General features: G+C 66.9%; 18 protein-coding genes. 3 read left to right on the top strand and 15 right to left on the bottom strand.

Annotated features, from left to right (window positions below):
• Positions 1 to 2 precede the first annotated feature (2 nt).
• Positions 3 to 1,682: a choline dehydrogenase gene (gene betA / locus KHC19_RS19310; RefSeq protein WP_213354494.1), complete on the bottom strand. Its 1,680-nt coding sequence runs from the start codon at positions 1,680 to 1,682 to the stop codon at positions 3 to 5.
• On the bottom strand, positions 1,682 to 3,745 hold the full coding sequence (gene betB, locus KHC19_RS19305) for a betaine-aldehyde dehydrogenase (RefSeq protein ID WP_213354492.1): 2,064 nt from the start codon (positions 3,743 to 3,745) through the stop codon (positions 1,682 to 1,684). Before betB ends, betA begins: the two co-directional genes overlap by 1 nt.
• A 379-nt stretch (positions 3,746 to 4,124) precedes the next feature.
• On the opposite strand from betB, the gene KHC19_RS19300 reads away from it, so the two are divergent.
• The 3 genes from KHC19_RS19300 (at position 4,125) to choV (ending at position 7,404) form a co-directional block, all read left to right on the top strand.
• The gene (locus tag KHC19_RS19300; RefSeq protein WP_213354490.1) at positions 4,125 to 5,084 is read left to right on the top strand and encodes a choline ABC transporter substrate-binding protein; all 960 of its coding nucleotides are present in this window, start codon (positions 4,125 to 4,127) and stop codon (positions 5,082 to 5,084) included.
• Positions 5,085 to 5,351: 267 nt separating this feature from the next.
• The gene (choW, locus tag KHC19_RS19295; protein WP_213354488.1) at positions 5,352 to 6,200 is read left to right on the top strand and encodes a choline ABC transporter permease subunit; all 849 of its coding nucleotides are present in this window, start codon (positions 5,352 to 5,354) and stop codon (positions 6,198 to 6,200) included.
• A 10-nt stretch (positions 6,201 to 6,210) separates the two neighbouring features.
• A complete protein-coding gene (gene choV / locus KHC19_RS19290) occupies positions 6,211 to 7,404 on the top strand; it encodes a choline ABC transporter ATP-binding protein (protein WP_213354486.1) in 1,194 nt (397 codons plus the stop codon).
• Positions 7,405 to 7,439: 35 nt separating this feature from the next.
• Here the strand turns inward: choV and glmM are convergent, their stop codons facing one another.
• The 13 genes from glmM to KHC19_RS19225 all read right to left on the bottom strand — a co-directional run bounded on the left by glmM (position 7,440) and on the right by KHC19_RS19225 (position 21,052).
• Positions 7,440 to 8,780 (bottom strand): phosphoglucosamine mutase, encoded by a 1,341-nt coding sequence (gene glmM, locus KHC19_RS19285; RefSeq protein ID WP_213354484.1) that lies wholly within the window; start codon positions 8,778 to 8,780, stop codon positions 7,440 to 7,442.
• Between the two features lie 178 nt (positions 8,781 to 8,958).
• On the bottom strand, positions 8,959 to 10,356 hold the full coding sequence (locus KHC19_RS19280) for a nucleobase:cation symporter-2 family protein (protein WP_213354477.1): 1,398 nt from the start codon (positions 10,354 to 10,356) through the stop codon (positions 8,959 to 8,961).
• Positions 10,357 to 10,527: 171 nt separating this feature from the next.
• Positions 10,528 to 12,447, bottom strand: a complete 1,920-nt coding sequence (gene ftsH, locus KHC19_RS19275; protein WP_213355147.1) for an ATP-dependent zinc metalloprotease FtsH — start codon at positions 12,445 to 12,447, stop codon at positions 10,528 to 10,530.
• 115 nt (positions 12,448 to 12,562) lie between these two features.
• On the bottom strand, positions 12,563 to 13,639 hold the full coding sequence (gene tilS, locus KHC19_RS19270; RefSeq protein WP_213354475.1) for a tRNA lysidine(34) synthetase TilS: 1,077 nt from the start codon (positions 13,637 to 13,639) through the stop codon (positions 12,563 to 12,565).
• Positions 13,626 to 14,594 (bottom strand): tol-pal system protein YbgF, encoded by a 969-nt coding sequence (gene ybgF, locus KHC19_RS19265; protein WP_213354473.1) that lies wholly within the window; start codon positions 14,592 to 14,594, stop codon positions 13,626 to 13,628. The genes tilS and ybgF overlap by 14 nt, the downstream gene beginning before the upstream one ends.
• A gap of 181 nt (positions 14,595 to 14,775) precedes the next feature.
• Positions 14,776 to 15,279 (bottom strand): peptidoglycan-associated lipoprotein Pal, encoded by a 504-nt coding sequence (gene pal, locus KHC19_RS19260; protein WP_213354471.1) that lies wholly within the window; start codon positions 15,277 to 15,279, stop codon positions 14,776 to 14,778.
• A 180-nt stretch (positions 15,280 to 15,459) separates the two neighbouring features.
• On the bottom strand, positions 15,460 to 16,752 hold the full coding sequence (gene tolB / locus KHC19_RS19255) for a Tol-Pal system beta propeller repeat protein TolB (protein WP_213355142.1): 1,293 nt from the start codon (positions 16,750 to 16,752) through the stop codon (positions 15,460 to 15,462).
• Positions 16,753 to 16,844: 92 nt separating this feature from the next.
• Entirely contained in the window at positions 16,845 to 17,867 is a 1,023-nt protein-coding gene (locus KHC19_RS19250; RefSeq protein ID WP_213354469.1) for a cell envelope biogenesis protein TolA, read from the bottom strand.
• Positions 17,868 to 17,872: 5 nt separating this feature from the next.
• Positions 17,873 to 18,328: a protein TolR gene (tolR, locus tag KHC19_RS19245; protein ID WP_213354467.1), complete on the bottom strand. Its 456-nt coding sequence runs from the start codon at positions 18,326 to 18,328 to the stop codon at positions 17,873 to 17,875.
• Between the two features lie 5 nt (positions 18,329 to 18,333).
• Complete coding sequence (gene tolQ / locus KHC19_RS19240) at positions 18,334 to 19,047, bottom strand: protein TolQ (RefSeq protein ID WP_213354465.1); 714 nt, start codon at positions 19,045 to 19,047, stop codon at positions 18,334 to 18,336.
• Between the two features lie 255 nt (positions 19,048 to 19,302).
• Positions 19,303 to 19,815 (bottom strand): tol-pal system-associated acyl-CoA thioesterase, encoded by a 513-nt coding sequence (gene ybgC / locus KHC19_RS19235; RefSeq protein ID WP_378295563.1) that lies wholly within the window; start codon positions 19,813 to 19,815, stop codon positions 19,303 to 19,305.
• Between the two features lie 100 nt (positions 19,816 to 19,915).
• Positions 19,916 to 20,338 (bottom strand): DUF2852 domain-containing protein, encoded by a 423-nt coding sequence (locus KHC19_RS19230; RefSeq protein ID WP_213354461.1) that lies wholly within the window; start codon positions 20,336 to 20,338, stop codon positions 19,916 to 19,918.
• Between the two features lie 81 nt (positions 20,339 to 20,419).
• The gene (locus tag KHC19_RS19225) at positions 20,420 to 21,052 is read right to left on the bottom strand and encodes a TetR/AcrR family transcriptional regulator (protein WP_213354459.1); all 633 of its coding nucleotides are present in this window, start codon (positions 21,050 to 21,052) and stop codon (positions 20,420 to 20,422) included.
• Positions 21,053 to 21,056 lie beyond the last annotated feature (4 nt).

Here is a 21,056-nt window from a genome sequence, read left to right as displayed (position 1 = left end):
GATCAGCGCTGCGCGTGCTGCCAGTCCGACGCCCGGTAATAGGGCGCGTTGGAAGGGGCAAGCGCCGGCCGGCCGAGAATCCCGTCGGCCGCCTTCTCGGCGAGCATGATGGTGGGGGCGTTGAGATTACCCGTCGTCACCGAGGGCATGATCGAGGAATCCACCACCCGGAGCCCCTCGACGCCGATCACCCGCGCCTGCGGGTCGACCACCGCCATCGGGTCGGAGGCCGCGCCCATCTTGCAGGTGCAGGATGGATGGAAGGCGCTCTCCACCTTGTCGCGGATGAAGGCGTCGATGGCCTCATCGTCCACCACATCGGCCCCCGGCTGGATCTCCCGCCCGCGATAGGGATCGAAGGCTTTCTGGGCGAAAATCTCGCGCGTCAGCCGCACGCAGGCGCGCATTTCCGTCCAGTCGTCGGGATCGCTCATGTAATTGAAGAAGATGCGCGGCTTGTCGGCGGGATCGGCGGAGCGCAGCCGCACCCAGCCGCGGCTCTTCGAGCGCATCGGCCCGACATGCGCCTGGAAGCCGTGCTCGGAAGCGAGGCCCTGGCCGTCATAGGTCACCGCCAGCGGCAGGAAATGGTACTGGATGTCGGGATAGGCGACGCCCGCCCGCGAGCGGATGAAGCCACAGCTCTCAAAATGATTGGTGGCCCCGAGCCCGTCCTTGCGCAGCAGCCAGCGCAGGCCGATGCCGGCGCGGGCGGCGAGTCCCATGGAGGAATAGAGGGTGATCGGCTGCTTGCAGGCGACCTGGAAATAGAACTCCAGATGGTCCTGCAGGTTCTCGCCCACCCCCGGCCGGTGCGCGACCACCTCGAGGCCGAGGCCCTTGAGCTCATCGGCCGGCCCGATGCCGGAGAGCTTCAGCAGCTGCGGCGAGTTGATCGGCCCGCCGGAGAGGATCACCTCGCGCGCCGCCCGCACCCGCCGGCGCACGCCGCCCTGCTCATAGGCGACGCCGACGGCGCGCCTTCCCTCGAACAGCACGCGCGTCACCCGCGCATGGGTGTCGACCCTGAGATTGGCCCGCTTCATCGCGGGACGCAGATAGGCGTTGGCCGCCGACCAGCGCACGCCGTCCTTCACCGTCATGTCCATGCGGCCGAAGCCTTCCTGGGCATGGCCGTTTATGTCGTCGGTGACGGGATAGCCGGCCTGCCGCGCCGCTTCGATGAAAGCGTGGTGCAGCGGATTGGCGAGGGTGCCGTAGCGGGTAGCGAGCGGCCCGTCGCTGCCGCGATATTCGTCGCCCCCCTCCTGGCGGCTCTCGGCGCGCCGGAAATAGGGCAGCACGTCGGCATAGGACCAGCCCTGCGCGCCCTCCTCCTGCCAGCGGTCGAAATCGGCAGGATTGCCGCGGACATAGACGAGGCCGTTGATCGAGGAGGAGCCGCCCAGCACCTTGCCGCGCGGGCAATGCAGGCGCCGGCCGCCGAGGCCGGGCTCCGGCTCGCTCTCATACATCCAGTTGTAGCGCGCCTTGTTCATCGGAATGGAGAGCGCGCTCGGCATCTGGATGAAGATCGAGCGGTCCGAGCCGCCATATTCCAGCACCAGCACCCGGCTCGTCCCGTCGGCGGTCAGCCGGTCGGCCAGCACGCAACCGGCCGAGCCGGCGCCGACGATGACGTAGTCGAACTCCTGGTCGAAGCCTTCGCGCGCGGTGGCCATCAGTAGGGAGCCTCGACCGAACCGAGATTGACGTAGACGCTCTTGAGCTGCGTGTAGTGCTCGATGGCCGCCTTGCCGTTCTCCCGCCCGAGGCCGGACTGCTTCACCCCGCCGAACGGCAATTCGATGGGCGTGACATTGTAGTGGTTGATCCAGCAGGTGCCGGCCTCCAGCCGGGCGATCACCCGGTGGGCGCGGGCGAGGTCGCGGGTGAACACCCCGGCCGCCAGGCCGAATGGCGTGTCGTTGGCCCGCGCGATCACCTCCGCCTCGTCGGTGAAGGACAGCACCGCCATCACCGGGCCGAAGATCTCCTCGCGCACGATCGCCATGTCGTCGCGGCAGCCGTCGAACACCGTCGGGGAGACGAAGAAGCCGCGATCGAGCCCGCCTTCCGTCACCCGGTGGCCACCGGCGAGCAGCCTTGCCCCGCCGGCGCGGCCCCGGGCGATATAGGAGAGCACCTTCTCCATATGCGGGCCGGAGATCAGCGCGCCCACTTGCGTCGCCGGATCGAGCGGATCGCCGACCACCATCTTCTCGACGCGGGCGACCAGCTTCTCCAGGAAGGCCGCGCGCACGCTCTCATGGACGAAGACGCGGGTGCCGTTGGAGCACACCTCGCCGGCGGAATAGAAATTGGCCAGCAGCGCGCCGGAGACGGCATCGTCGAGATCGGCATCCTCGAACACGATCAGCGGCGACTTGCCGCCGAGCTCCAGCGTCACCTGCTTCAGCGTCGAGCTCGCATCCGCCATCACCTTCTTGCCGGTGCCGACCTCGCCGGTGAGCGACACCTTGGCGATGCCGGGATGGCGGGTGAGCAACCGGCCGGTCTCGGCGAAGCCCTGCACGACCTGGAACACGCCGTCCGGCACGCCGGCCTCGCGCATGATCCCGGCGAGCTTCACAGCGGTGAGCGGGGTCAGCTCGGCTGGCTTGAAGATCATCGCATTGCCGCAGGCGAGCGCCGGCGCCGATTTCCAGCAGACGATCTGCAGGGGATAGTTCCAGGCGCCGATGCCGGCGACCACGCCGAGCGGCTCGCGCCTTGTATAGCCGAAGGCGCCGGGGCCGAGATCGACATGCTCGCCCGACAGCGTGGCGGCAAGGCCCGCATAGTATTCGATGCAGTCGGCGCCGGAGGCGACGTCGACGACGCTGGTCTCCTGGATCGGCTTGCCGGTGTCCTGCGTCTCCAGCCGGGCGAGCTCGTCATTCCGGCTGCGCAGCAGGTCGGCGACGCGCTTGAGGATGCGCCCGCGCTCGGCGCCGGTCATGGCCGCCCAGGCCCGCTGACCCTGCGTCGCCGCCGCGACCGCCGCGTCGACCTCGGCGGCGCCGTCAATGGCGATTTCCGCCAGCACCTCGCCGGTCGCCGGGTTGACCGTCTCGAAACGGCTGGCACGCCGCAGGGCCGGCGCCGGCGTTGATCGGGGCGCGGCGGCGATCTGCGCATCGACGAAAGCGGAGGCAATGGCACGGGCCGAGGCGGAATCCGTCTCGCCGGTGGCCGACAGGGTGGACCGCAGCCAGAGACCGTCGATGATCGCCGCCACGGCGATGGCCGCCCGGTCGGCCTCGCCCTCCTGCACCAGCGGCCGCAAGGCATGGCGCAGATTGGACCGCATTCGGGACTGGTAGACCTTCTGCACGCGCCGCAGCCGCTCGGAATGCAGCGCCTGCCCCCAGAAGGCGAGCCAGACGCTGCTGCTGGGCTTGCCGAATTCCTCCGGCGCCAGATTGGCCTCGATCACCGCGCCCACCCGCTCGCGCGCGGAGGACGCCTCGGCGAGGCGCATGGCGCTTCCCCGCGCCACCCGTGCGGCAAGGAAGCGCAGCGTCGCCTCCAGCAACCCGTCCTTGTCGCCGAAATAATGGGCGACGAGCCCGGGAGAGACGCCGGCCCGGCCGGCGATCTGCGCCAGGGTCGACGCATTGAAGCCGATCTCCGCAAGCGAATCGATGGTGGCCTCGATAAGCTGCTGACGACGGACTTCCTCGCTCTCCCGCCGACGTCCACCGGCGGTAACGCCTTCATCCTGGCGGGCGGGATTGTCCATGGAAGCCTCCGTCGGATCGATTATTGATCAGACATACAATAGCCGAGCCAGCCTATGCTGTCGAACCCCCGGCGCCTATCGAGGCCAGACGGCGACGCGCTGCGGAAGGCTCGCGTCATCCTTGCTGAAATCGCGTTCAACGACAAGATTTCGGAGTCGAAAAATTGCGCATGACAAACGGACGAATTCGTTATTGAATTATCATTCAAAAGAGCCGCAAGCGGCCGGGATGCATAGACCACTCCTTCCGGCTAGACTGCCGGAAGCAAGACGCTGGACCGTCGAGCATGCCGCCCTTCGCGCCGCTCTCCATGCGCGCGCCAACCGACGAGCGGCAGACTGCGGAGCCAGTTCCTTGACATAATGGGAACAGCGAACGATGCGCAGCCTCTCCACTTTCGCCACCGTGCTTCTCGGCCTGACCGTACTTGCCACCCCGGCCGCCTGGCAGGGGGCACAGGCCGCCGAGCCGGCCGCCTGCAAGGCGGTCAAATTCGCCGATGTCGGCTGGACCGACATCACCGCCACCACCGCCATCACCTCCGCGATACTGGAAGCGCTGGGCTACGCGCCGAAGACGCAGGTATTGTCGGTGCCTGTCACCTACAAGTCGATGCAGACCAAGGACATCGACGTCTTCCTCGGCAACTGGATGCCGACCATGGAAGCCGACCTCAAGCCCTATCGCGACGACAAGACGGTGGACGTCATCGGCGTCAACCTCGAGGGCGCCAAGTACACCCTGGCGGTTCCCGCCTATCTCTATGACGAGGGACTGAAGTCCTTCGCCGACATCGCCAAGTTCAAGGACAAGCTCGGCGGCAAGATCTACGGCATCGAGCCGGGCAATGACGGCAACCGGCTGATCCTCGACATGATCAAGGACGACAAGTTCGGCCTGAAGGGCTTCGATCTCGTCGAATCCAGCGAGCAGGGCATGCTGGCGCAGGTGGAGCGCGCGGCCAAGCGAAAGGAAGCCGTCGTCTTCCTCGGCTGGGAGCCGCACCCGATGAACTCCAAGTTCGCCCTGAAATATCTCGATGGCGGCGACGACGTCTTCGGTGCGAACTATGGCGGCGCCACCGTCTATACCAACACCCGCGCTGGATACGCTGCCGAATGCCCGAATGTCGGCACGCTGATCAAGAACCTGAAGTTCTCGCTCGGGGACGAGAATGTGGTGATGGGCTACATCCTGTTCGACGGCACGGAACCCGGCGCCGCCGCCAAGAAGTGGCTGAAGGACAATCCCGCCACCTGGGAGGCCTGGCTTGCCGGCGTGACCACCCTAGACGGCCAGCCGGCGGTACCGGCGGTGAAGAAAAGCGTCGGCCTCTGAGCCCGGCGCCGTTCGATTAGCGGCTCGCGCCGACGGGAGAGGACGCCTGCTCCCTCCCTCCGTCGGGAGAGAGGCGGGATGAGGGGTCTGCGACGCTTCCCGATGTCGCTCCCCCACCGACCCGCGGCGCGAGCCACCTCTCCCTAAGGGGAAGGGGCAAGGAAAGACCGGTCAGGGTCAGCGCAACTGGCCTCGAAGAACGCCCAGCCGTCCACCTCTTCGCCATGAGCGGGGCCGCCCGCAATTCTTGCCGCTAGGGAAATGCCGATGTTTGACTGGCTAACCGCGCACAAGATTCCACTCGGCCTCTGGCTGAAGAACGCCGTAGACCTGCTCACCGAACATGGGCAGAGCGTGTTCGACTTCATTTCGCTGGTGCTTGGGGCGCTGATCGCCGGCCTGACCAGCGCGCTGCTCTTCGTGCCGCCGCTGCTGTTGATCGCCTTGTTCGCGCTTGCCGCCTGGCTGGTGCACCGCTCGGTCGGGCTGGTGGTGTTCATTCTTGGCGCGCTGCTGCTGGTCGCCAATCTCGGCTATTGGCAGGCGACGATGGAAACGCTGTCGCTGGTGCTCTGCGCCACGCTGGTCTGCGTGGTGGTGGGGGTGCCGATCGGGATTGCCGCCGCGCACCGCCCATGGCTCTATGCGGCGCTCCATCCGGTGCTGGACCTGATGCAGACGATTCCCACCTTCGTCTATCTCATCCCGACGCTGGTGCTGTTCGGGCTGGGAGTGGTGCCGGGGCTGATCTCCACCGTGATCTTCGCCATTCCGGCCCCGATCCGCCTCACCCATCTCGGCATCTCCTCGGTACCGGCCAACCTCTACGAGGCCGGCAAGGCCTTCGGCGCCACCCGTACGCAGATGCTGTTCAAGATCGAGCTGCCTTATGCGCTGCCGACCATCATGGCCGGCATCACCCAATGCATCATGCTGAGCCTTTCCATGGTGGTGATCGCCGCCCTCGTCGGCGCCGACGGCCTCGGCAAGCCGGTGGTGCGGGCGCTGAACTCGGTCAACATCGCCATGGGCTTCGAGGCCGGGCTCGCCATCGTCGTGCTCGCCATCGTGCTGGATCGCGTGTTCAAGCGGCCGACGCCGCGGCGCAAGGGCTAGGAGGATCGCCATGCCCGCCGTCGAATTCCGTCATGTCGACATCGTCTTCGGCGCCGACCAGAAAGGCGCGCTCAAGCTCATCGACGAAGGCCGCACGCGCGAGGAGATCCTCACCCGGACCGGCGCGGTACTCGGCGCCGCCGGCGTCGATCTCGCCGTGGAGCGCGGCGAGATCTGCGTGCTGATGGGCCTGTCCGGCTCCGGCAAATCGACCATCCTGCGCGCGGTGAACCGGCTGAACGAGGTAGCCCGCGGCGAGGTGATCGTCGAGCACCGCGGCCAGCCGGTCGACGTCGCTCATTGCGACGACCGGACGCTGCGCGAATTGCGCATGCACACCGTCTCGATGGTGTTCCAGCAATTCGGCCTGCTGCCCTGGCGCACGGTGCGCGACAATGTCGGCTTCGGGCTGGAACTGCGCGGCATGAGCGTCGCCGAGCGCAATCGTATCGTCGACGAAAAGCTCGCCATGGTCGGCTTGACCAACTGGGCCGGCAAATACACGCATGAGCTTTCCGGCGGTATGCAGCAGCGTGTCGGCCTTGCCCGCGCCTTTGCCACCGATGCCGACATCCTGCTGATGGACGAGCCGTTCTCGGCGCTCGATCCGCTGATCCGCGACAAGCTGCAGGACGAATTGCTCGACCTGCAGCGGCGCATCCACAAGACCATCGTCTTCGTCAGCCACGATCTCGACGAGGCACTGAAGCTCGGCAACAAGATCGCCATCATGGAAGGCGGGCGCATCGTGCAGGCCGGAACGGCGGAAGATATCCTCCTGCGCCCCGCCAACGCCTATGTCGCCGAATTCGTGAAGCACATGAACCCGCTGAACGTGCTGCGCGGCACGGCGGTGATGCGTCCGGCGGCGTCCCTGCCGCGCAACGGGACGAAGGTGATGCTGGATGGTCCCGGCCGCATCTGCGTGCGGGTCGACGAACAGGATCGTCCCGTCGGGCTTGAGCTCGATGGCCGCGAGGGACGGCTTGCCATGGCCGATGGCGACGCCGGCCGCATCGACGAGGAAGAAGCCCGCCTCTGCGACGGCATCGTCGCTCCCGTCGACCTCAGGCTGAAGGCCGCCATCGAGCTGAAGCAGCACACCACATTGCCGATCCTGCTGGTCGACAATCTCGGCCGGCTCGCCGGTCTGTGCGACGATGACGAGATCTATCGCGGGCTCCTGCGCCGCGCGAACCACTGAGGAATGCGGGCCGCCCTACGCGGGGCCCGCAGCGCTCAGGCGGCGGCCGCGACCGCCTCGACGACGTCGTTCACCACCGCCTCGACGAGGTCGCGATCGTCCCCCTCGCCCATCACCCGGATGACCGGCTCGGTGCCGGACGGACGGATCAGCAGCCGGCCATGGCTGTTGAGTTTGAGCTCGGCGGCGGCGATCGCCTGGCGCACGCTGTCGGTCTCCAGCGGCTTGCCCGCCCTGTAGCGGACATTCTTGAGGATCTGCGGCAGCGGATCGAAACGATGGCACACCTCGGACACGGGACGTCCGAACCGCTGCACCACCGCCAGAACCTGCAGCGCCGCCACCAGCCCGTCGCCGGTGGTGGAATAGTCCGACAGGATGATGTGTCCCGACTGCTCGCCACCGACATTGAAGCCGTGCGCGCGCATATGTTCCAGCACATAGCGGTCGCCGACCGCCGTGCGCTCCAGGGAGAGGCCGAGCGACTGGAAATAGCGCTCCAGGCCGAGATTGGACATCACGGTCGCCACGACGCCGTTACGCGACAGCCGACCGTCCTGCATGAAGCTCTCGGCCACCACCGCCATCAGCTGGTCGCCATCGACGAGATGCCCCTTCTCGTCGACGATCAGCACCCGGTCGGCGTCGCCGTCGAGCGCGATGCCGATATCGGCGCGCACCTCCCGCACCTTGGCCATCAGCGCCTCGGGCGAGGTGGAACCGACTTCGCGATTGATGTTGAAGCCGTCCGGCTGATCGCCGATGGTCACCACGTCGCAGCCGAGTTCCCACAGCGCTTCGGGCGCGACGCGATAGGCCGCGCCATTGGCGCAGTCCACCACCACGCGAATGCCGTCGAAGCTCTGGTTCCGCGGCAGCGTGCGCTTGGCGAATTCGATATAGCGGGCATGCACGCTCTCGACCCGCTTGGCGCGGCCGATCTTGGTCGGCGCGGCGAGCCTGGCCGACATGTCGCCGTCGAGGAGTTCCTCGATCTCGGCCTCGATAACGTCGGAAAGCTTGTAGCCGTCCGGCCCGAACAGCTTGATCCCGTTATCGTCAAAGGGGTTGTGCGAAGCCGAGATCATCACGCCGAGATCGGCCCGCATCGAATGGGTCAGCATGGCGACCGCCGGCGTCGGCATCGGGCCGAGCAGCAGCACATCCATGCCCACGGAAGTGAAGCCGGCCACCAGAGCGTTCTCGATCATGTAGCCGGACAGGCGGGTGTCCTTGCCGATCACCACGCGGTGGCGGTGCTCGCCGCGCTGAAACACCAGTCCCGCCGCCATGCCGACGCGCAAGGCGAGTTCGGGAGTAATGACGCCGTTCGCCCGGCCGCGAATGCCGTCCGTTCCGAAATATTTGCGCGTCATCGAAGATCTCCGGCCGGTCGGAAAGCGCGCGACTTGAGCGCGCTTCCGTCAAACATGCGTAGAGGGACCCGCCTACGCGCGCCCTTCCTTGCTTCCATGTAGCATTCAACATGGCCGAAGAGGCTTCACAAAGTGTAAGCGTTTCTTTCGCTGACAAATACCCGCATTGCGGCGGCTTTCAGGCATGTTCCGCCGCCGCCGCGGCACGGGCGACTTCTTGCTCCGCCTGTTTCGCATTGCGCACGCCATTGAAGAAGGCGTTGAGCAGCACCGCGACGATGGCCGCCAGCAGGATGCCGGATTCCAGCAGCGGATGCAGCGCATGCGGCAACTGCTTGAAGAAGTTCGGCGCCACCAGCGGGATCATGCCGAACCCGACCGAGATCGCCACCACATAGAGATTGAAGCGGTTGGTACGGAAATCGACGGTCGCGAGAATCCGCGCGCCGGTCGCCGCCACCATGCCGAACATGACGAGGCCGGCACCACCCAGCACCACCGCCGGCACCGATTCGACGATCGACGCCATCTTCGGCAGCAGGCCGAGCACCAGCATGATCACCCCGCCGGCGGCGGTGACGAAACGCGAACGCATGCCGGTAACGCCGACCAGGCCGACATTCTGCGAAAAGGAAGTGTAGGGAAAGGTGTTGAAAAGGCCGCCGATCAGCGTGCCGACGCCATCCGCGCGCAGGCCGGCGGTAAGCGCCGCGCGATCGATGCGACGTCCGGTCATGTCGGCGAGGGCGAGGAACATGCCGACCGACTCGATCATCACCACGATCATGACGAGGCACATGGTCAAGGCCGGCACCAGATGGAAGCTCGGCGTGCCGAAATGAAACGGCATGACGATGTCGAACCAGGGGGCGGCCACCACCTTGTCGAAGTTCATCACTCCCAGCAGCGTGGCCAGCACGCAGCCCGCGACGATGCCGAGCAGCACCGCGACATTGGCGACGAAGCCCTTGCCCCATTTGGTGAGCGCGAGAATGACCAGCAGCACGAACAAGGCGATGCCCAATCCCGGCAACTGGCCGTAATTCGGATTGGCGAAGCTGCCAGCCTCGCCGTCGACCATCCTTGTCAGCGTCGGCAAGCCGCCACCCGCCCAGTTGATGCCGACCCGCATCAGCGAGATGCCGATCACCATGATGATGGTGCCGGTCACCACCGGCGGAAACAGCGGCAGCAACCGGCTGATGAAGGGAGCGATCAGAATGCCGAACAGGCCGGCGACGATCACCGAGCCGTAGATGCCGAGCAGGCCGATCTCCGGCGCGGCGGCCATGGAGAGCATCGGCCCCACCGAGGCGAAGGTGACGCCCATCATCACCGGCAGTCTTATGCCGACGCCGCGAAAGCCGAGGCTCTGGATCAGCGTGGCGATGCCGCAGGCGAACAGATCCGCGCTGATGAGGAAGGCCACGTCGGTCGGCGGCAGTTTGAGGGCGCGCCCGATGATCAGCGGCACCGCGACGGCACCGGCATACATAACCAGCACATGCTGCAGCCCCAGCGTCGCGAGACGCGGCCAGGGCAGCATTTCGTCGACGGGATGCACCTTCTCGGTCATGCCAGTTCCTCCGCTCCTCCCGGCCCGCCCGATTGCGTGCCGTCTTCGCAAAAACTGGATACAATGATCATGCCATAAGGGCAGGTGCGGCCGCCATGGGTCCCGGCGACAAGAGCCGCAAACAAAAACCCCGGCACGAGGCCGGGGTTTTCAGTCGCGTCGAAGAGCCGGTCAGGCCTGCGGCTGCGGCTCCATGCCGGCATCCGGCCGCGGAGGGCGGTTCTTGCCGGCGCTCGGCACCACCGAGCCCCGCACATTCGCCGGCTCGACGGTGGTGTCGCGCACCGGCGGATGACCGTCGAGCAGGTTGACGATCTCGTCGCCCGACAGGGTCTCGTATTCCAGAAGGCCCCGCGCGAGGGTTTCGAGCTGCTCCTTTTGCTCGGTCAGGATGCGCGTCGCCTCGGCATAGCCCTCGTCGACAAGGCGACGGACTTCGCTGTCGATGGTCTGCGCCGTCGCCTCGGAGACGTTCTGCTGGCGCTGCATCGACATGCCGAGGAACACCTCGTCATTGTTCTCGCCATAGGCGACCTGGCCGAGCTTGTCGGAAAAGCCCCAGCGCGTGACCATCATGCGGGCGAGGCGGGTGGCCTGCTCGATGTCGGAGGCGGCGCCGGAAGTGACCTTGTCATGGCCGAAGATCAGCTCTTCCGCCACGCGGCCGCCCATCATGATGGCAAGGCGCGAGGTCATCTGCTCGTAGCTCATGGAGAGCTTGTCGCGCTCCGGCAGCTGCATGACCATGCCGAGGGCACGGCCGCGCGGGATGATCGTCGCCTTGTGCACCGGATCGGTGGCCGGCACGTTGAGCGCGACGATGGCGTGGCCACCCTCGTGATAGGCGGTGAGCAGCTTCTCGTCCTCGGTCATGACGAGCGAGCGGCGCTCGGCACCCATCATCACCTTGTCCTTGGCGTCCTCGAAGTCACTCATCGTCACCATGCGCTTGTTGCGCCGGGCGGCCATGAGCGCGGCCTCGTTGCAGAGATTCGCGAGGTCGGCGCCGGAGAAGCCGGGGGTACCGCGGGCGATCACCTTGAGGTTCACGTCCGGCGCCACCGGGATCTTGCGGGCATGCACCTTGAGGATCTGCTCGCGGCCGACCACGTCCGGGTTCGGCACGATGACCTGGCGGTCGAAGCGGCCGGGACGCAGCAGCGCCGGGTCGAGCACGTCCGGGCGGTTGGTCGCGGCGATGAGGATGATACCCTCATTGGCCTCGAAGCCGTCCATCTCGACCAGCAGTTGGTTCAGCGTCTGCTCGCGCTCGTCATTGCCGCCGCCGAGGCCGGCGCCGCGATGGCGGCCGACCGCGTCGATCTCGTCGATGAAGATGATGCAGGGAGCGTTCTTCTTCGCCTGCTCGAACATGTCGCGCACGCGGGAGGCGCCGACGCCGACGAACATCTCGACGAAGTCCGAGCCGGAAATGGTGAAGAACGGCACGTTCGCCTCACCGGCGATGGCGCGGGCGAGCAGCGTCTTGCCGGTACCGGGCGGGCCGACCAGCAGCACGCCGCGCGGAATGCGGCCGCCGAGGCGCTGGAACTTCTGCGGATCGCGCAGGAACTCCACGATCTCGGTGAGGTCGCTCTTGGCCTCGTCGATGCCGGCCACGTCCTCGAAGGTGACGCGCCCATGCGCCTCGGTGAGCAGCTTGGCGCGGCTCTTGCCGAAGCCCATCGCCTTGCCGCCGGCGCCCTGCATCTGGCGGGACAGGAAGATCCACACGCCGATCAGCGCGATGAAGGGCAGCCAGGAAATCAGCAGGCTGACGAACCACGGCACATTGTCGGTCAGCGGCTTCGCCGTGATCGACACGCCCTTGCCGTAGAGGCGCTGCACCAGCGAGGGATCGTTGGGCGAATAGGTCTGGAACGTGCGCCCGTCGGTGAAGGTGCCGGTGATCTCCGGTCCCTGGATGACGACGTCGCGTACGCGGCCCTGATCCACCTCGTTGAGGAGCTGGGAGAAGCTGATGTCGTTCGCGGCCTGACGCTGCGCCGGATTCTGGAACAGCGAGAAGAGCGCCAGCAGCAGGAGAACGATGATCACCCAGAGGGCGAAATTCCGAATATTGGCGTTCATCATGGTCCTTTCGGCGCCGGATTACGCCCGGCGCTGGGTGCCGCCGGCGCTGGCGGCCCTCCCTTTATCGTATCGTAATTTAGGTCCGGCCTTGATCCTTGCCAAGATGCACCGCTCAAACCGTCTCGGATCCGTCACGCAAATTCACGTCAGCACCCACAGCGCGACGCCGACGGGGCGGCGCCTTGGCGATGGCGAGCACGGTTGGCGTCGCCCGCAAAAGCGCTCCCGACAAGGTGCGGGCGCCGATACCTCCCTTCGCGATCCAGTCGAGCAAGGCCTCGAGCTTGCCCAGTTCCGGCACACCTTCCGTGCCGCTGGCCCGGATTGCCCGCCCCAATAGGCGCAGACCGATCTCGGCGGGCAACAAGGTGAAATCCGGGCGCGACAAGCGGAACACCCCCGCCGGCAAGATCTCCAGCACCGCGTCGGCAGCCTGGTCCGCCATGGCCTCCAGCGCCGCATCGGCACGGGCAACGCGGGCGGCGAGGCGCGCCAGCCTCTCGGCGCCGAGCCCTTCCCGCTCGAGCTGCGGCAACAGCAGGCGCAGCCGGGCGCGGGTGAAGCGCGGATCCCGATTGGATGGATCCTCGACAAAACCGGCATCGGCCTGCCGGCACGCCGCCACCAGTTCCGCCTTGCGCAGGCCGAGCAGGGGCCGCAGCAGCGCGACCTCCCCCGGCATGAGTCGCTCGGCCGGCATGCCCGCAAGGCCGGAAAGGCCCGAGCCGCGCATCAGCCGGAACAGCACGGTCTCCGCCTGGTCATCGAGCGTGTGGCCGGTGGCGATGGCCGCGGCGCCGACAGCCTGCGCGTGACGCACCAGCGCCGCATAGCGGGCGTCGCGTGCGGCCTCTTGTATGCCGCTGCGGCTGAGCGGCCTGTCGAGCGGCAGGACGACATGCGACAAGCCGAGGCGTGCGGCCAGGAGGCCGACCGCCGCGGCTTCTCCGGCCGCCTCCCGCCGCAATCCATGATCCACGCTGGCGACATGCAGAACCGGCCCCTCCGCCATCGCCACGCGCCATTGCTGCGCCAACAGCATGAGCGCGGTCGAATCCGGCCCGCCCGAGACGGCGAGAAGCACGGCGCGATGGGGGAGAAAGGCCGCGAACAGGGAGGCCAACCGGTCGGCATCCCACAGGCGACGGGAAGACGTATCGACCGCTGGCGTGCCGTCAGCAGCCGGCACGCTTCTGCTCCCGCTCCACCCCCTGCTTAACGGAGGCGGATGCACGCGGGTATTTGTTGTTGACGGCGTTCAGCGTGGCGCAGGCGGCATCCTTCTCACCGATCGCCGCCAGCGACTGGCCAAGGCGCAGCAGCGCGTCGGGAGCCTTTACCGCGTTGGGATAATCGGCGGAGACCTTCAGGAAGCTTTGCGCGGCCTCCTTGTAGGACTGACGCGAATAATCCGCCTCGCCAAGCCCGAAATAGACGTCCGGCAACAGCCGGTCGTTCGGGTATTGCTGCACGAAGCTCTTGAAGGTCTGCGAGGCGAGCGCGTAGTCCTGCCGCTGCATATAGCCGACGCCGAGCTCGTAGAGGTCCTTGGGACTGTTGGAAGGCGGCAGCGTGGCCGACGGCCCGCCTCCTCCCGCCACCGCCCCGGACAGGGTGCCGAGATCCATCGGCGCCCCGCCGCTCGACGCGGCGGACGGCCCGGTGCCCAACGGACGCGGCGCCCCCGGTGCCGCCGGCTGCTGCGAAGGATCGAAGGCGTCGGAGCGCCGGCCCGGCTGCGACGACGGGGCCGCGGGACCGGACGCGTCGGGCGTCGGCGCACGCGCCGGCGCACCGCCACCGCCACCGCCCATGCGCATGTCGAGCTGCTCCTGCAGATGCCGGACCTGCGCTTCCAGCTGCTGGTTGCGATACTGGAGCTGCTCGATCATGCCCGTCATCTGCCGCAGCTGGTTCTCGATGCGGTCGACGCGCACCGTAGTGGCGTCATCGGGCGCTTCCGCCGGCTGGGCCGGCTGATTGTTCGGGCGGACCTGCCCGGGCGGACGAAAGATGTTGCCGAAGAAATTATTGTCCGCCTGGGCGAAGGCGGTATCGGCGGCCGGCACTGCCATCAGCAGGGCGGCACAGGCAAGGGCGACGGACAGACGGGCGGCGGGCAGGCGCGCGGCGAACAGGGTCATGGCGATGAATTCAGGCCTTGATGTCAGGCGGCGCGGGGCGGATGCGCCGCGCCGAACCATTTGAACATACTGGCTCGATCGCGTCCAAAGTTTGACCTGCCGTCAGCCCCGCACACAAAACAAACCCGGCCGGAGCCATGCACCGACCGGGCTTGAAAACAGGGCCGAACGATCCCCGGGATCACGAACCCGCGGCGTTCAGCACGGTGACGGCGCGGCGGTTCTGCGACCAGCAGGAGATGTCGTTGCAGACGGCCACCGGGCGCTCCTTGCCGTAGGAAATGGTGCGCATGCGGTTGCCGTCGATGCCGCGGCTCGCGAGATAGTCGCGCACGCTCTGGGCGCGGCGGGCGCCGAGGGCGATGTTGTACTCGCGCGTGCCGCGCTCGTCGGCGTGGCCTTCGATGGTGAAGGTGTAGCGGCCATAGGCCTGCAGCCACTGGGCCTGCTTGTCCAGCGTGGCGCGGGCCTGCGGCGACAGATCGGACTGGTCGCTTTCGAAGAACACGCGGTCGCCGACCGACACGATGAACTCCTGCGGGCTGCCGGCCGGCGCCGAGCCGAGCTGGCCCATGCCGGCCCCCTGGCCGTCCATCGGATTTTTGGCGCAGGCGGCCGCAAGCATAGCAAGACCGACGACAAGGGCCACGCGCGCCCCGCCGATATGGCGCAACATACGGATCATTCCGCTCAACTCCTCAATCCCCACGACCGGGGCGCACCCGATCTAGCACTCATCTGGTTAATCGAAGGTTCCGTCAACCTTTACGAAACCTTGCTCGAAACGACAAAAACGGACGGATCGTCGAAACCGCCGATTATGGTTACCCAAAGCCTAACGCCGCCGCCAGCGCCCCGACGCCGATCAGGAGCGCAGGGGCGACCACGCCGGATCCGAGGCATAGCTCGGAGTCGGAATGCGCTGCTCGTTATAGCCGGTGATATCGACCGAATAGAGCTGCGGCCCCGCCGCCCCGGCGGGATCGCGGAAGAACATGATCACCCGGCCATTGGGCGCGAAGGTCGGGCCTTCATTGTGATAGCCCTCGGTGAGGATACGCTCGCCGGATCCGTCGGGACGCATCACGCCGATGGCGAAATGCCCTCCCCCCTGCTTGGTGAAGGCGATGACATCGCCGCGCGGCGACCACACCGGCGTCGAGTAGCGCCCTTCGCCGAAGGAGATGCGGTGCTGGTTCGAGCCGTCCGGGTTCATCACGTAGATCTGCGACGTGCCGCCGCGGTCGCTCTCGAAGCAGATCTGCGAGCCGTCGGGCGAATAGCAGGGCGCGGTATCGATCGCCGAGGTGTCGGTGAGCCGCATCGTCGCCTTGGAACGCAGGTCCATGACGAAGATGTTGGAATTGCCGCCCTGCTGCAGCGACAGGATCACCCGCTGCCCATCCGGCGCGAAGCGCGGCGAGAAGCTCATATTCGGGAAATTGCCGACCACCTCGCGCTGGCCGTTCTCGATATTGAGCAGATAGACCCGCGGCTCGCCGCGCCCATAGCTCATATAGGTGATTTCCTGGCTGGTCGGCGAGAAGCGCGGGGTCAGCACCAGGTCGTCGCCACGGGTCAGGTAGGTCACGTTGGCCCCGTCCTGGTCCATGATGGCGAGGCGCTTGATGCGCTTCTCCTTCGCCCCGCTCTCGTCCACGAAGACGATGCGGGTGTCGAAATAGCCCTTTTCGCCGGTCAGGCGCTCATAGATGGCGTCGGCGATGATATGGGCGACGCGACGCCAGTTCTCCGGCTGGGTGAAATATTGCTGGCCGATCAGCTGCTGGCCGGCGAACACGTCCCACAGGCGGAACTCAGCCTTCACCCGGCCATCGGGCTGGCGGGTCATGCGCCCCGTCACCAGCGCCTGCGAATTGATCACCCGCCAGTCCTGGAAGCGCGGCGAGGCGTCCGGGTTGGTGATCTTCTCGACAAAGGCATTGGGATCGATCGGCGCGAAGAGGCCGGAGCGACGCAGATCGGCGGTGATGATCTGGGTGACACCCTTGCCTGCCTCGGCGTCCTGCGCGCTGCCGCCGCCGACGAAGTCGGTGATCGCGATGGGCAGGGGTTGCACCGAGCCGGAGGTGACGTCGAGCCGCAGCGCCGCGTTGCCGCGGCCGGGGAGGAGCAGCCCTCCTCCGAGGGCCGCCATTCCGGCCACCACGGTTCTCCGACCGATCAGGCCGCCACCTTCCCGATTCTTGTACGTCATCATCAGATCTCGACCTCGGACGAACGGTCCCATCAGTAGTTCAGCATCGACGGATTGAAATCGACCGTAAGGTCCCGCCAGGTTTCATATTTTTCCGGCCGCAGCATCGGGAACGGATTGTCCTGATGCGCGGCGAGGTTGACCGCCCGCATCGCCGTTTCCTGGACGATCTTGGCGTAGGGATTGCCCGCGCCCTGGACTTCCACCAGCTGCGGGGCTCCCATCAGCCGCCGGTCGGGCCCGAGGATGAAGCGGATCGACACGGTAATCCGCTCGACATCCACGCCGCCGGCCGGCAGCGACCAGAACTGGCGGATATAGGCGCGCAGCGCATCGATTTCGGTCTGCGAGAGCGAATTGGCATCGCCGCGCGTCGCCCCGAGCGAGGCCATCGAGTTCATCGTGTCGCCGAGCGACGCCTGGCGGCGGGAATCCTGCTTGTTCAGCAGCGCGGCGATCTGGTTGGGATTGAAGTCCCGTTGCTCCTTCGGCGGCGCCTGCACCACCTTGGGCGGAATGTCCTTCGGTTTCTTGGGCGGTGCCGGCGGCGGAGGCGGAGCGGCCTGGGCGGTCTGCGCCGGCTTCGGCTCCTCCTTCTTCGGCTCCGGCGGCTTGGCCGCCAGCGATTCCGCGTCCTTCGGCGGCGCCGGCTCGGGCTTCGCCTGGGGTTGCGCGGGCGCCGGCTTGGGCTCGGGCGGCTTCGCCTCGGCCTGCTGCTGGGGTGCCGGTTCGGGTTTCGCCTGCGGCGGCGGAGGCGGAGGCGGCGGGGCCGCAGCCTCCTTCGCCGCCTGGATCTCCGGCTTCTCGGAGACCTTGGCCTCTAGGTTCTCCGCCTGCTTGGGCTTGTCGATCTTCTCGACCACCGGCTTGGGGGCCTCGGCCTTCGGGGCATCCTTCTTGCCGGCCATCATCTTCGACAGCTCCGAATCGGAGACGATGTCGATCGGCATGGATTCCTGCATCGTCTCGTAGGGGCTCGGAGACGCGAAGGAAATGGCCATGAAGCCGATGATGCCGATATGAAGGGCAGCCGAAGAGACGAGACCCGCGCGCATGCCGCTCAGCTCCCCTGCTCGACTTCGGAGACCAGGGCGACGCGCTTGAAGCCGGCGCCCGACAGGCGACCCATCACCTTCATCACCGCGCCATAGTCGACCGTCTTGTCGCCGCGCACGAAGATGCGCTCCTCATAGCCGGCCTTGGCGATCGCCTGCAGCTTCGGCACCAGTTCGTCGACCGGGATCTCGCTGTCCTGCAGGAAGACCTTGCCTTCGTTGTTGATCGAGATGACCAGCGGCTCCTTGTCCTGCGACACCGCCTGCGCCTGCGTCTGCGGCAGGTCGAGCGGCACGCCGACGGTGAGCATCGGCGCCGCGACCATGAAGATGATGAGCAGCACCAGCATCACGTCGACCATCGGCGTGACGTTGATCTCGGACATGACGGCGCCACCGCCGCCGCGACGACGCGCGCGCCGCGACTGCCAGCCTCCGCCTCCGCCTCCCGACATACCCATTCGCGTCAGCCCCGTTCGTCGATCTGGCGCGACAGGATGGCGGAGAACTCATCAGAGAAGCCCTCCAGCCTCAGCGCCAGCCGGTTCACCTGTGACACGAACTTGTTGTAGAAAATCGTCGCCGGGATGGCGGCGATAAGGCCGATTGCCGTTGCGAAAAGGGCCTCGGCGATGCCGGGCGCCACCACGGCGAGGCTGGTGTTCTTCGATGCGGCGATCGACTGGAAGCTGGTCATGATGCCCCACACCGTGCCGAACAGGCCGATGAAGGGGCCGGCGGAGCCGACCGTCGCCAGCACCAGCAGCCGCGCCTCCAGCCGCTCCACCTCGCGGGCGAGCGTGACGTCCATCACCTTGTCGAGGCGCTGCGTCAGCCCGGCGAAGGAGCGCGCGCCGCCCTCATAGGACCGCTTCCACTCCCGCATCGCCGCCACGAAGATCGCCGCCATGGCATGGTTCGGGCGCGAGGACAGCGAGCGATACAGCTCCTCCAGGCTCTGGCCGGACCAGAAGGTCTGCTCGAACCGGTCCATCTGCCGCTTCATCCGGCCGAACAGGATGGTCTTGTCGATGATGATCGCCCAGACCCAGACCGAGGCGAGCACCAGCCCGGCCATGACCAGCTTGACGATGAAATGTGCCTGAAGGAACAGCCCGATCAGCGAAAGATCGGCGCTCGGGGCGGCCATGGCCGTTTGCGCCACGTCAGCAGGATTCATGTGATCTCAACCTCAAGCACCAGAGCCCGCCCGCCCACTCGGACGGACGGCACGCACCACGCACAGACGCCACGGCGGATTAAACGACGAAGATGGAACGCCCCCGACAGGAGCCGGAGCTTCTCGTCCATCTGCCCACCCCTGTTCGACGGCGAATCCGTCGAAACTTGGGCGCGCGACGTCTCACGCCGCGCTGATTAAGCACTTGCTAGGGTTAATGCCGCGTTAGCGTTGCGGCACCGCAACACCGGCGGCTCAGCCGGGCGCTCCCTCCTCCTGGGCCGCGCGCATGGCGGCACGCAAGGCGTCCGGGATGCGGCGCGCCCGTCCCTGGGACACGAACGCGACCTTCACCCGCCCCTCGACGAGCAGCGCGCCGCGGCACATCACTTTTTGAAGAAGAGTGATCGACGCGCCGGCAACCTCGATGGGGCTGGTGTGAATCTCCAACACATCGTCGATGCGGGCCGGACGCTGGAAATCGAGCTGCATGGAGCGCACGACGAAGGCGAAGCCGGGAGCCTCGGCCAGTGCCTCGCCGAACAGCTCGCCCTGCACCACGCCGATGAGGCGCAGATGGTCGGAGCGCGCCCGCTCCATGAATTTCAGGTAGTTGGCATGATAGACGATGCCGGAGAAATCGGTGTCCTCGTAATAGACGCGCACCGGCAGCACATGCCCGCCCGGCACCAGGCGCCCGGCAAGGTGGAGAAACGGATCGGCCGCCAGATCGCGGGGATCCAGATGGGGGGCGCGGGGATCTTGCACGCGAGGTTCTTGTCCGCTCATGCCGCCCTCATAGACGAGACCGCGCCCCTTGTGAACAAAGGGCGCGGCCAAACTTCACGCAGATGCGAAGAAAGCGGGATCAGTTCCCGGTGGTGCCGTCCGCCGACGGCTCGGGAGCCTGCGGGGCCGGGCGGCGACGCTCGGCCATGAACTGGTCGAACTCCGCCTTGTCCTTGGCCTGGCGCAGGCGATCGAGGAAGCCGCGGAAGTCCTTCTGCTCCTCCTCGAGGCGACGCAGCGTCTCCTCGCGATATTCGTCGAAGGCACGGTTGCCGCTCGACGACGCGCCCCGACCCCAGCGCCCGAAGGCGCTGCGGAAGGCGTCGCCGCCCTCTTCCTGCCAGCGCGCGAAGCCGCGCCGTCCACCACAACCCATACGTCCACTCCCGATGGTAAAGGCCAGGATCGCGAGACCGAGCGGCCACCAAGCCATGAAGCCCAGCACCGTCAGCGCGATCCAGGCCGGTTTGCCGTAACTGTCGAGCTTGTAAGCGAGCTCCATGGCTGCCGTCCCGGTTAATGTTAAATACATTTACATATATGGCCGCACCGGTGGCTTTTGTCAATGCCGCGGCGTCAGCGATCAGTCGGAAGGCGCGCCTAGACCCTTCAGATAAACGAGGAAGCCGGCTTCCAGCAGCTCGTCCGGGGTCATGGGCAGCTTGCGGCGGGCACCGTCGGCGCGACAGAACAGCGAGGCGACGCCATGCGCCAGCGACCAGGTGTGCAGCGCCACCATCAGCGCCGGCGGACGGCCCGCCACCGGCATGTGCGCCACCAGAACTTCCGCCGCCTCGCGCAGCACGGCGAAGGCGCGGGAGCCGGCCAGCTGCAGTTCTTCATGCGCCTCCAGCGGCACGCCGGATTCGAACATGGCGATGTAATGGGCCGCGTGCTGGCGCGCGAAATCGAGATAGGCCCGCCCCATCCGCTCATAGGCGGCAGCGGGCGAGGGCCGTCCCTCCTGCCAGGACGCCTTCAGCACCTCGGCGAAGCGATCGAAGCCGGCGGTGGCGACGGCGGCAATGAGTTCGTCGCGGTCGCGGAAATGCCGGTAGGGCGCGGCGGCGCTCACGCCCGCGCGGCGCGCCGCCTCGGCGAAGGTGACGCCGGCGATGCCCTTTTCGGCGATCAGGTCGAGCGTCGCCTGCATCAGGGCTTCCCGCAGGTTGCCGTGATGATAGGAACGCGTCTCGCCGTTGCGGGTCCAGCTCATGTGA

Origin of the sequence: Ancylobacter oerskovii, from assembly GCF_018390555.1 — a bacterium.
Taxonomy (GTDB): domain Bacteria; phylum Pseudomonadota; class Alphaproteobacteria; order Rhizobiales; family Xanthobacteraceae; genus Ancylobacter; species Ancylobacter oerskovii.
Note: the sequence above shows the minus strand (reverse complement) of the source record. Positions and strands in the feature narration are given on the sequence as shown.

What these genes read in the sequence shown, in the direction of transcription:
- betA (WP_213354494.1), bottom strand. Translation starts at nt 1,682, where the DNA reads ATGGCCACCGCGCGCGAAGGCTTCGACCAGGAGTTCGACTACGTCATC.
- betB (WP_213354492.1), bottom strand. Translation starts at nt 3,745, where the DNA reads ATGGACAATCCCGCCCGCCAGGATGAAGGCGTTACCGCCGGTGGACGT.
- KHC19_RS19300 (WP_213354490.1), top strand. Translation starts at nt 4,125, where the DNA reads ATGCGCAGCCTCTCCACTTTCGCCACCGTGCTTCTCGGCCTGACCGTA.
- choW (WP_213354488.1), top strand. Translation starts at nt 5,352, where the DNA reads ATGTTTGACTGGCTAACCGCGCACAAGATTCCACTCGGCCTCTGGCTG.
- choV (WP_213354486.1), top strand. Translation starts at nt 6,211, where the DNA reads ATGCCCGCCGTCGAATTCCGTCATGTCGACATCGTCTTCGGCGCCGAC.
- glmM (WP_213354484.1), bottom strand. Translation starts at nt 8,780, where the DNA reads ATGACGCGCAAATATTTCGGAACGGACGGCATTCGCGGCCGGGCGAAC.
- KHC19_RS19280 (WP_213354477.1), bottom strand. Translation starts at nt 10,356, where the DNA reads ATGACCGAGAAGGTGCATCCCGTCGACGAAATGCTGCCCTGGCCGCGT.
- ftsH (WP_213355147.1), bottom strand. Translation starts at nt 12,447, where the DNA reads ATGAACGCCAATATTCGGAATTTCGCCCTCTGGGTGATCATCGTTCTC.
- ybgF (WP_213354473.1), bottom strand. Translation starts at nt 14,594, where the DNA reads ATGACCCTGTTCGCCGCGCGCCTGCCCGCCGCCCGTCTGTCCGTCGCC.
- pal (WP_213354471.1), bottom strand. Translation starts at nt 15,279, where the DNA reads ATGATCCGTATGTTGCGCCATATCGGCGGGGCGCGCGTGGCCCTTGTC.
- tolB (WP_213355142.1), bottom strand. Translation starts at nt 16,752, where the DNA reads ATGGCGGCCCTCGGAGGAGGGCTGCTCCTCCCCGGCCGCGGCAACGCG.
- KHC19_RS19250 (WP_213354469.1), bottom strand. Translation starts at nt 17,867, where the DNA reads ATGCGCGCGGGTCTCGTCTCTTCGGCTGCCCTTCATATCGGCATCATC.
- tolR (WP_213354467.1), bottom strand. Translation starts at nt 18,328, where the DNA reads ATGGGTATGTCGGGAGGCGGAGGCGGAGGCTGGCAGTCGCGGCGCGCG.
- tolQ (WP_213354465.1), bottom strand. Translation starts at nt 19,047, where the DNA reads ATGAATCCTGCTGACGTGGCGCAAACGGCCATGGCCGCCCCGAGCGCC.
- KHC19_RS19230 (WP_213354461.1), bottom strand. Translation starts at nt 20,338, where the DNA reads ATGGAGCTCGCTTACAAGCTCGACAGTTACGGCAAACCGGCCTGGATC.
- KHC19_RS19225 (WP_213354459.1), bottom strand. Translation starts at nt 21,052, where the DNA reads ATGAGCTGGACCCGCAACGGCGAGACGCGTTCCTATCATCACGGCAAC.